General features: G+C 41.0%; 10 protein-coding genes. 5 read left to right on the top strand and 5 right to left on the bottom strand.

Annotated elements, in window-relative coordinates:
- The first annotated feature begins 107 nt into the window (after positions 1-107).
- The 5 genes from hemE (at position 108) to E0H89_RS00735 (ending at position 6,114) form a co-directional block, all read left to right on the top strand.
- Positions 108-1,178: a uroporphyrinogen decarboxylase gene (hemE, locus tag E0H89_RS00755; RefSeq protein ID WP_131213694.1), complete on the top strand. Its 1,071-nt coding sequence runs from the start codon at positions 108-110 to the stop codon at positions 1,176-1,178.
- A 40-nt stretch (positions 1,179-1,218) separates the two neighbouring features.
- Positions 1,219-2,019, top strand: coding sequence for a DUF817 family protein (locus tag E0H89_RS00750; protein ID WP_171459111.1), 801 nt, complete (start codon positions 1,219-1,221; stop codon positions 2,017-2,019).
- Positions 2,020-2,162: 143 nt separating this feature from the next.
- Positions 2,163-2,633 (top strand): DUF3015 family protein, encoded by a 471-nt coding sequence (locus tag E0H89_RS00745; protein WP_131213690.1) that lies wholly within the window; start codon positions 2,163-2,165, stop codon positions 2,631-2,633.
- A gap of 76 nt (positions 2,634-2,709) precedes the next feature.
- Positions 2,710-4,596 (top strand): Lnb N-terminal periplasmic domain-containing protein, encoded by a 1,887-nt coding sequence (locus E0H89_RS00740; protein WP_131213688.1) that lies wholly within the window; start codon positions 2,710-2,712, stop codon positions 4,594-4,596.
- 138 nt (positions 4,597-4,734) lie between these two features.
- A complete protein-coding gene (locus tag E0H89_RS00735; protein ID WP_131213686.1) occupies positions 4,735-6,114 on the top strand; it encodes a diguanylate cyclase in 1,380 nt (459 codons plus the stop codon).
- A 158-nt stretch (positions 6,115-6,272) separates the two neighbouring features.
- Here E0H89_RS00735 and E0H89_RS00730 read toward each other — a convergent pair whose 3' ends face one another.
- The 5 genes from E0H89_RS00730 to trpD form a co-directional block, all read right to left on the bottom strand.
- A complete protein-coding gene (locus E0H89_RS00730; protein WP_131213684.1) occupies positions 6,273-6,632 on the bottom strand; it encodes a cupin domain-containing protein in 360 nt (119 codons plus the stop codon).
- 97 nt (positions 6,633-6,729) lie between these two features.
- Entirely contained in the window at positions 6,730-7,278 is a 549-nt protein-coding gene (gene folE, locus E0H89_RS00725; protein WP_171255180.1) for a GTP cyclohydrolase I FolE, read from the bottom strand.
- Positions 7,279-7,372: 94 nt separating this feature from the next.
- On the bottom strand, positions 7,373-8,059 hold the full coding sequence (locus E0H89_RS00720) for a Smr/MutS family protein (protein ID WP_131213682.1): 687 nt from the start codon (positions 8,057-8,059) through the stop codon (positions 7,373-7,375).
- Between the two features lie 15 nt (positions 8,060-8,074).
- Positions 8,075-8,881, bottom strand: a complete 807-nt coding sequence (trpC, locus tag E0H89_RS00715) for an indole-3-glycerol phosphate synthase TrpC (RefSeq protein ID WP_131213680.1) — start codon at positions 8,879-8,881, stop codon at positions 8,075-8,077.
- Between the two features lie 21 nt (positions 8,882-8,902).
- Positions 8,903-9,949, bottom strand: coding sequence for an anthranilate phosphoribosyltransferase (gene trpD / locus E0H89_RS00710; RefSeq protein WP_131213678.1), 1,047 nt, complete (start codon positions 9,947-9,949; stop codon positions 8,903-8,905).
- Positions 9,950-9,961 lie beyond the last annotated feature (12 nt).

Raw genomic sequence — 9,961 nt, 5'->3', positions numbered from 1 at the left:
ATTATTTTACATTTCCCATGATTACTTTTTAAAGGCGAGAGAAGTTACTAAATTTTCGGGCTTTTTGGTATGATGGTTCGAAGATTAAAAATGAGATGGGAAAGTAAATGACGACTCTAAAAAACGATCGTTTTCTACGTGCTTTGTTGTGTGAGCCAGTAGATAGCACACCAGTTTGGATGATGCGTCAAGCAGGGCGTTATTTGCCTGAATATCGCGAAACACGTGCCAAAGCGGGTGATTTTCTTTCCTTGTGTAAAAATAATGATTTTGCATGTGAAGTCACTTTGCAACCTTTGCGTCGTTATGATCTGGACGCAGCCATTCTATTTTCAGATATTTTAACTGTGCCGGATGCTTTAGGGTTAGGCCTGTATTTTGAAGCGGGTGAAGGTCCGAAGTTTCATAAAACCATTCGTACTGAACAGGATGTGGCAAATTTACCCAACTTTGATGCCAAATCTGATCTAGATTATGTGATGAATGCTGTAACCACCATTCGCTCTGCATTAGGCGGTCAAGTGCCACTGATTGGTTTTTCCGGCAGTCCTTGGACGCTTGCAACGTATATGATTGAAGGGGGTTCAAGTAAAGACTTCCGTTATACCAAACATATGATGTATGCCCAACCTGAAGTATTGCATGCCTTGCTGGACCGCCTGGCTATTGCTGTCATTGATTATTTAAATGCGCAAATTGATGCGGGTGCACAAGCAATACAGATTTTTGACAGTTGGGGCGGGGCATTAGCACATCGTGAATACATTGAATTTTCATTGAACTACATGCAGAAAATTGTTGCAGGTTTAAAACGTGAAAATGAAGGTCGTAAAGTACCGGTGATTTTATTTACCAAAGGTGGCGGTCAGTGGATCGAGCCTATGCTGGCCACGGGTGCAGATGCATTAGGTCTGGACTGGACTACGCCGTTGAATGTGGCACGCCAAACTGTCAATGGCCGCGCTGCTTTGCAAGGAAACCTGGATCCAGCCACTTTGTATGGTACACCGGCATCCATTGAAAAAGCCACCAAAGCCATGTTGGATGATGCGTATGCGGGTGGTGAAAAAACAGGTTACATCGCTAACTTAGGTCATGGTATTACCCAATGGGTCGATCCTGCAAATCCTAAAGTATTTATTGATACTGTGCATGAATATAGCGCCAAATATCTTTAAGCATCTGTGAGTAAAATCATTTTTTTAGGATTCAACCGTGATCAGTCTTGTTAAATCATGTTTTGAGTTCTCATTTAAGGCAGCTTCGGCTGCCTTATTTGGGATTTTACTGTTGGTTGCTTTTGTATTTACAGCCTCTATGGGAAGCCAAGAGCTTTATGGCTTTTTTCGTTATGACTATTTGTTGTTTTATGCCTTAATTATTCAAGTTTGCTTGCTGTATTTAAAGCTGGAATCATGGTCAGAAGCCAAAGTCATTGCCTTGTTTCATATTATGGCGATGGTCATGGAAATTTTCCTGACCCATCCGCAAATTGCTTCATGGCAGTATCCACAACCTGCAATATTCAAAATTTTGACCGTACCCTTATTTGCTGGATTTATGTATTCAGCCGTAGGCAGTTTTTTTGCCCGCTCATTAAGGCTGTATCAGGTATCGTTCGAGAAGCTTCCTAACTTTCTTAACATGATGGCGTTGGCAGTATTCTCGTATATTAATTTCATGAGCAAATTTTTTGTGCCAGATATTCGCTATTTACTATTTGCATGGAGCGTCATCATTTTCTGGAAAACAAAAATTCGCTTTCAGCTGCAGCAGCATAAAATCCAGCTTCCGATGTTACCCGTGTTGATGATTTTGGCGTTTATTATCTGGGTTGCAGAAAATATCAGTACCTTTTATAAAATCTGGCTTTATCCGAGTCAGGTCGATGCCTGGCATATGGTCGGTTGGGGCAAGTTGGGTTCCTGGTATCTACTGTTAATGCTCAGTCTGGTGCTGGTGCTGAAAATTTTAGGCACGCGTCATACCGAAGGCAACTGGACACTTAAACCACATTAGAACAGCAGGTCTTTATCTTTAGCTAAAGCATACATTTTTTCCATTGCACCACACTTGACTTCCCGCTAATCTGCTAAGGGTGTAATTTAAATTACATGACTAGAGTAATAACAAGATTGCATGAGAATAATTGGAGAATAAGCATGTTGAAAAAAATAATACTGGCCGCTGTACTGGTCACAGGTTCAGGTATGGCTATGGCCGACAATGATGTCGGTTGTGGTATAGGTAGTCAGGTATGGGAAGGTCAGTCCGGCATCATTCCTAAACTTCTAGCAGGAACAACCAACGTTCTTTTCACTAACCAATGGATCGGGATTACTTTCGGTACTTTAGGATGTAGTCAAGGCGGAAGAGTTACCGCTCAGGTGGTCACTTTCACCAATGAAAATTCCGAAACTCTCGCACGTGATATGTCGGTAGGTGAGGGCGAAAGCCTGAATGTGCTGGCTGAATTGCTCAATATTAAAGCTGAAGATAAAGCCCGTTTCTTTGCGGTATCCAAGCAGAATTTTTCTGAAATTTATTCTGATAAAAATCAGGATACTCTTCAAGTATTAACCTCTCTACAAACGGTTATGGCGAAGGATGATGTATTAAAATCCTACATCTAAGCCGCTGACTGAAAACCCTGTCACCTTGGCAGGGTTTTCTTATGAATACAAGAATTGCAGAGAATAAAATTACTGAATGAAATATGCCTTTTTACTGCTTGGTCTGACCTGTGTCCATTTAAGTCATGCAGCCGAAATAAAACCGGAAATACAAAGTTATCTCAATCTGGCCGAGACCAAACAGCTGAATCACGCTCGTACCTGGCAACGCCTCATGTATGCGAATGCACAGGGTAAAAGCGAGGTTAATTATGCAGGTTATTTTTTGGCCGAGCACGGATCAATCGACCTTAAAAAGGAAATGCAGCAGAATATACAGGCTTTATTTACGGCAGCAGAACCGAATCAATCGATACGCTGTAAATTTCCGGCACGCAGTCACTGGCTGATACAGCAGCTGAACATCTCTGAACAGCAACTACCGGCGGTAAGCTGTCCCGAATTTGAACAGTGGATTGGTCAGGTCAAACCTTATAAGGCTACTTTAATCTATGCCACGGATTTTATGGGTAATCCCAGCTCCATGTTTGGCCATACCTTATTGCGTCTAGATCCGAAAGATCAGCAACAATTAAACCTGATTTCCTATGCGGTAAACTATGCGGCCACAGTAAACAGTAATGATAACTGGTCTTTTGCCTGGAAAGGCTTGACCGGACAATACCCGGGCGAATATTCCCTAATGCCTTATTATCGTAAGGTCAAAGAATATGGTGACTTTGAAAGTCGTGATTTATGGGAATATGAGCTGAATTTAAATCCGGAAGAAACGCTGTTTCTGGTTCAACATCTGTGGGAAATGCAGAAAGTCAGTTTCCCGTATTATTTTATCAATGACAACTGTGCTTACCGTTTGCTCGGACTTTTTGACCTGGCACGTCCCGAGCTAAATCTTCAACAACAGTTCAATTCAGCTGCTATTCCTATAGAAACCCTGAAAGTTGTGGAACAGCAAGGTCTGATCAAGGAAAAAATTTATCGACCTGCTTTGGAAACACAATTATTGGCACAAGCTAGACAGCACGGTACAACTTTGGCGAAAACTGCCCATCAGGTGGCATATGCAAATACAGACACTCAGTCTTTAAAGCTACAGAAGTTTTCGGTGCAGGATCAGGCTAAAATTCTGGAGATGGCCTATGACCATCTATATCTGGATTTTCTGAGACAAAAAGTCGATAAATTTTTTGCCCAGCCTCGTTTCCGTCAGTTACTGGGTTTAAGAAGCCAGCTTGATATAGAAAAGCAGCGAAAATCGCCGATGCGTCCAAAAACGGATCCGACCCAAAGTCATAACGCTCGTCATATTTCAATTCAGGCGGGTGAAGTGCAGGGTGAGAAATTTATCGAGCTTGGACACAGGCAGGCCTATCATGACCTGATAGATCCTCAGAGCGGTTTTCGTACCGGCACACAGCTGTTATTTTTAAATACAGCAATACAGTACCGTGAAGATGAGCTGAAATTTGAACAAATGGACCTGATGACAGTCAATTCTTACAATCCTGTTTCACCCTTTAAACTGCCTTTGTCTTGGGGCTTTAATTTAGGCTGGCAGCAAGAAGCATTAGAGCAGGGTGGAAGGTTTAGTGAACAGGAACAGCATGGAGTCGCCAATTTAAAAGTGCAAATGGGCTATAGCTATTCCGATCAGGCACGTGAGCATTTATGTTATGCGCAGCTGCAAAATCATATTCAAGCCGGCAAGGCATTGGATGAAGGTTGGCGTGTCGCTATGGGACCAACCTTAGGCTGCCAGAATATTTGGTCAGATAAAATTAATTCTTTAATTCAAGTAGAATTGCCGTATTGGGAAGATTCACACCAGTGGCAATTGAAATTGAATACTCAATGGCAATATGTGTTGAATCAGCAAAATGCGATTCGAGTGGGCTGGGAATATCAACAACAGGATGGAAAAAACTGGAATAAGGCAAGCTTAGGATATATAAACTTTTTTTAAAATCAGATCATATTTTGTTAGTTATCTCATTATTTAGATAAAACTTAAAATAGATCACACAGTAATTTTTTTGAAAATTTGTTATATTTATAAATTAATTATCTCCCTTTAAATTTTAAAGCTGTTGGAATCAATTGTATGAATACAGAGAGTATTGCCATGCTGGCGGAGCAATGGAAATCGATTTGTGCTGGCTACTCTACAACTGATTTAAATGACACTTTTCAATTTATTCAAGCCCATTCACTCGTTTTAGTAGATGAATTCTATAAAAATATTATGCGAGAAAAAGAAGCATCCTACTTTCTCTCGGACAATCTTGTTCAAAACCGTTTAAAAGCGACTTTGAACCAATGGCTAGTCGATTGTTTTAATGTGCCATTTCAGCAAAACTTTGAAGAAATGTCAAAGAAACAGCTGGTGGTGGGAACAGTTCATGCGCGTATCGGGATTCCTTCCTGGTTGATCATGCGTGGTGTGCGGGAGATTGAAAATAAAGTTTTTCATCTGCAATCCTTTAAAGTACAGAAAAATAGTTTCGTTATTATCAATTATATTATTCAGGTATTGGGTTTTGCGTCTGAAATCATGTGCCGTTCTTATGAAGTGAATGTAGAAAAAAGTAATGACATCAAGCATACCTACCGTTTATTTTCAGCCATGCAAGATGTAGCCGTACAAAAAGATAAGCAGCGTGGCTCATTACTGGATTGGGAAAATGAGCTGATGTTTAAAGTTTTTTCAGACAAGGTTAATTTTAAGCATCCTTTATTATCGAAATCTGAGTTTGGTTTATGGTTTATTCATAAAGCAGCCTATGCATTTACAGGTTCAGAGCAAGTTGATGTCATCATTGAGCGAATTTATGAGATTGACCAGTTAAATGAAAATGTTTTAGCGTGTGTTGAAAAAGATAAAACTATTCAATTGATCCAACACATACGTGAGAAAAATAGAGAAATCCAGCATTTGGTCGATCAGATTTTTCAGGTGGCTGAATATATTGATTCAGGAAATGATTCTTTAACTCAGCTGCTCAATCGACGCTATTTAAATACTATTATTTCCCGAGAGATTAATTTTTCTCGAAAAAATGATGTGCCGTTGTCTTTGCTCGCAATTGATGCCGATTACTTTAAGCGAATTAATGACAAATACGGTCATGCAGCCGGTGATTTGGCGTTACAGTTTATTGGTGAAGTGTTGCTGGAGTCGGTAAGGGGAAGTGATTATGCATTCCGGGTGGGTGGGGAAGAATTTTTGTTGCTTCTGGTAGACAGTGATTTAACCCGAGCGCAGGAAATTGCAGAAAATATCCGCAAGCGTGTTCAGGAAACGTCTATTCGTACCGCTACGGGCAATAGTTTTAATTTTACCGTCAGTATCGGTTGTTCACTTTATGATGGACATCCCGATTATCAACGTTTCCTGGATGCTGTGGATACTGCACTGTACGCAGCCAAGAATAGTGGCCGAAACCGTGTCTATTTGGCTCAAAACAAAGTTACAGGTTGCTAATCACCTGTGCCTGTGCAGAGCTCTAACAAAGCGCTAGATATTGGACTGATTAATCCAGTCTTGGTTTTTTTGTTTTTGTGCTAGATATGTAGGGATGAGCTTTGGGTTTTCTCCCATATAAAAGCACGAAGAAAAAAGAAAACCTGTATATACAGGTTTTAGGCTTCAACCACGACAAAATATTTTTTAACTGCTTCAACAACTTCAAATTTACCAGTAAAGCCGGGTGGGATAATGCCAGCTTCACCTGCTTTAATTTCGACAAAACTTTGTGTTTTGGCATCATGTAAACGTACCAGACCTTCAATCACCTGAAAGAATTCCTGTTTGTTGGCAGCAAATTGAATATTCCATGCTCCCACTTCACACGTCCAGATGCCACAGTTCATATTGGGATGCTCATATAAACTTTGGGTGATACGTTTAGGATTACCTGCAACCAGACGATCAGGACGAGGATAATCAATCGTTGCCTCACTCTGAGTCAAACCATGACCTGCTAAGTAAATAGATGACATGACTTATCCTTAAAGTTAAAAGTTGTGTAAACGAAAAATATTAAAGCATCAATAAAAAAGCCCCGAACAAGCGGGGACTTTTTAAAAGCTGAAAAGCTTAGAGACTTTCAGGTAAAGCAGTCAAGAATTCACGACGTTCATCTTTATTGGTTTTAAAATCACCGACAAAAGAAACCGTACGGGTGGTGGATTCCTGTTTGCCTACACCACGCATCATCATGCACATATGTGCAGAATCAATCATAACGGCAACACCACGTGCTTTAGTGACTTCAGCTACAGCTTCAGCAATTTGTTGAGTCAGGTTTTCCTGAATCTGCAAACGACGCGCAAACATTTCAGTAATGCGGGCAAATTTGGATAAACCTAAAACATTACCTTCAGGTAAATAAGCAATATGCACACGACCGTAAAAAGGCAATAAATGGTGTTCGCATAAAGAATAGAATTCAATATTTTTTACTAAAACCATTTCACGGTTGTCAGAAGGGAAGACCGCACTGTTGGTCACTTCTTCCAAAGTTTTGCTATATCCAGACGTTAAATACGAAAAAGCTTTAGCAGCACGCATTGGCGTATCTTTAAGACCAGGACGATTAAGATCTTCACCAACGGCAGTTAAAATGTTGGCGTAGGATTGCTGCATAGACATAAGACGTGTTCACTTACACTGATATCGAACAAGGACGGCATTGTAGCAGAAAACCGCTACAATGCCGTGTTTTGGGGAAAAATTCCGATTACTGTTTAAATTTAGGGTTTTTTTCGCTTCGTTTGAGCAAGACTAAAACGGCACCCGTACCACCTTGCTTTTCAGGTGCACTGACAAACGCTAAAACATCACGGTGTTGACGAAGCCAGCCATTGACATAGGTTTTTAAAATGGCTTCTGGACCTTTACCATGCACAATTTTAATGACATTTTGATTTTCATCTTTGGCCATTTGAATGATCTGTAATACCGCAGCTCGCGCATCTTCAACCGTACAACCATGTAGATCCACTGCCTCAAACCAGCGCAGGTTACCGGCTTTTAAATCTTCAAACACTTTGTGCTGTAAAGTTGCAATGCGATAGCTTAATGTAGCTTGACTGGCAACGGGATTAAGCATGGCTTGGGTATCAGAAAGCTCTGCATTGTCTATTTGCATTGGGCCAGTGGCTGAAGCACGTTTCGCTAATGTTTGGGCATCCATCTTTTTCTTTTTGTTCTTTTCAATCGGCGCAATATTACTGGTGTCCATTTTTTTGACACCTTGCATCGACTTTTGGAACAAATCGAAATCATCTTCCTGTTCTTGCTGGGCCTGAGCTTTAGGCTCAGGTTGCTTGGCAAGAGCAGTTGAATGCGGATTGGTCATTTGCTTTTTAAAAGATTTCAGCAAGTTGTACTGATCTTTCGAAAGCGAAGAATCATGTTTACTCATAATCTTAATTATTCATCAAACAGGTTCAGGCTGACCAAATAATGCGGTGAATGCATGATCTGGACGAGGCTGTTTCATAAAACTTTCACCCACAAGGAAGGCATGAATATCATGCTGTTGCATCATGTGGACATCATTTGGTGTGGCAATACCACTTTCAGTCACCAGTAAACGTGAAGGCTCAAGCAATTTCTTCAAACGCAGAGAGGTATTTAAATCGACATCAAAGGTTTTTAAATTACGGTTATTCACGCCTAGCAGACAACGTTCTGAAAGTCTCAGTGCACGTTCAAGCTCAGCTTCATCATGCACTTCAACCAGAACATCCAGATTGTGTTCAAAGGCAGTTTTAGACATTTCTTCCAGTTGCTGGTCAGACAGACACGCCACAATGAGAAGAATACAGTCTGCATGCAGGGCACGTGCTTCAATCACACCATAAGGATCAATCAGGAAATCTTTGCGTAGAGCAGGAAGGGTACAATGTGAACGAGCAATCGCAATATTTTCGTCCGCACCTTGGAAGAAGTCCACATCAGTCAGTACCGATAAACAGACTGCGCCCGCTTGCTCATATTGCTGGGCAATTTCAGCAGGATTAAAATTTTCACGAATCACGCCTTTAGACGGTGATGCTTTCTTAATTTCAGCAATCACGCCTGGACGTTTGCTTAACAGGCTTTGCGCGAAACCACGTACAGGTGTCGCTGCCTGCGCCAGTTCTTCAACATCTTTTAAGCTATGTTGTTTTAAACGTGCAGCAAATTCTATCTGCTTGCGGTCAACAATTTTACCTAAAATCGTATTTGTGATATCTAACATGACAATATTTCCTTTATAGCCTTAAGCTTCGTATTCTTTGAGGGTTTTGGTGAATTCAGACAAAACGCTCATTTTTTCTAAAGCTTGTCCACCGTAAATAATGTCATGTGCCAATGCCACACCTTGTTTATAGCTTGTGGTTAAACCGGAGACATAAATGCCTGCACCTGCATTGAGTGCAATCATGTTGGCCGCTTTTTCGCCTTTTGCCGATTTTTTCTTGCCCAAAGCATCTTTAATTAAAGCCAGGCTTTCAGCTGAATCTTCAACAATTAAACCGGTTAAAGTCTGTGATTCAATATCGACATCTTCAGGGTTAATCATCCATTCGGTGATTTCACCATCTTTTAGTTCAGCGACATAAGTTGAAGATGCAAGGCTGATTTCATCTAAACCATCTTTAGAATGAACCACCATGACATGTTCAGCACCCAATTGTTTCATGACTTCGGCAATCGGGCGACACAGTTCATTCGAGAATACACCCAGTACAAAACGTTGTACTCCTGCCGGATTGGTCAGTGGACCAAGCAAGTTGAAAATACTGCGAATACCCAGTTCTTGACGTGGACCCACGGCATATTTCATGGCTTTGTGATGATTCGGTGCAAATAAAAAGCCGACACCCATTTCACGGATACAGCGTTCAGTTTGCTGCATATTCAGGTTTAGGTTAATGCCTGCTTTTTCAAGCAAGTCAGATGAACCTGATTTTGAAGACACGCCTCGGTTACCATGCTTGGCAATGGTTGCACCGGCAGCAGCAATTACAAAACTGGATGCTGTAGAGACATTAAACAGGTTTTGACCGTCACCGCCAGTACCCACGATATCGACTAAATGTGGAATATCGCTAACATCAATTTTAATGGCAAACTCACGCATGACACGTGCAGCAGCAGTAATTTCATCAATACTTTCGCCTTTTAAGCGTAAGCCCATCATCACCGCACCGATTTGAGCATCGGTTGCTTCACCGGACATGATGCTACGCATCACATCTTCCATTTGTGGCTGGGTCAGGTGAATCTGTTTGGTAATATTATTTAAAGCTTGTTGAATGTTCATTATTTTCGTTAC

This window comes from Acinetobacter sp. ANC 3781, from assembly GCF_004331285.1.
In the GTDB taxonomy this organism is placed as follows: domain Bacteria; phylum Pseudomonadota; class Gammaproteobacteria; order Pseudomonadales; family Moraxellaceae; genus Acinetobacter.
Note: the sequence above shows the minus strand (reverse complement) of the source record. Positions and strands in the feature narration are given on the sequence as shown.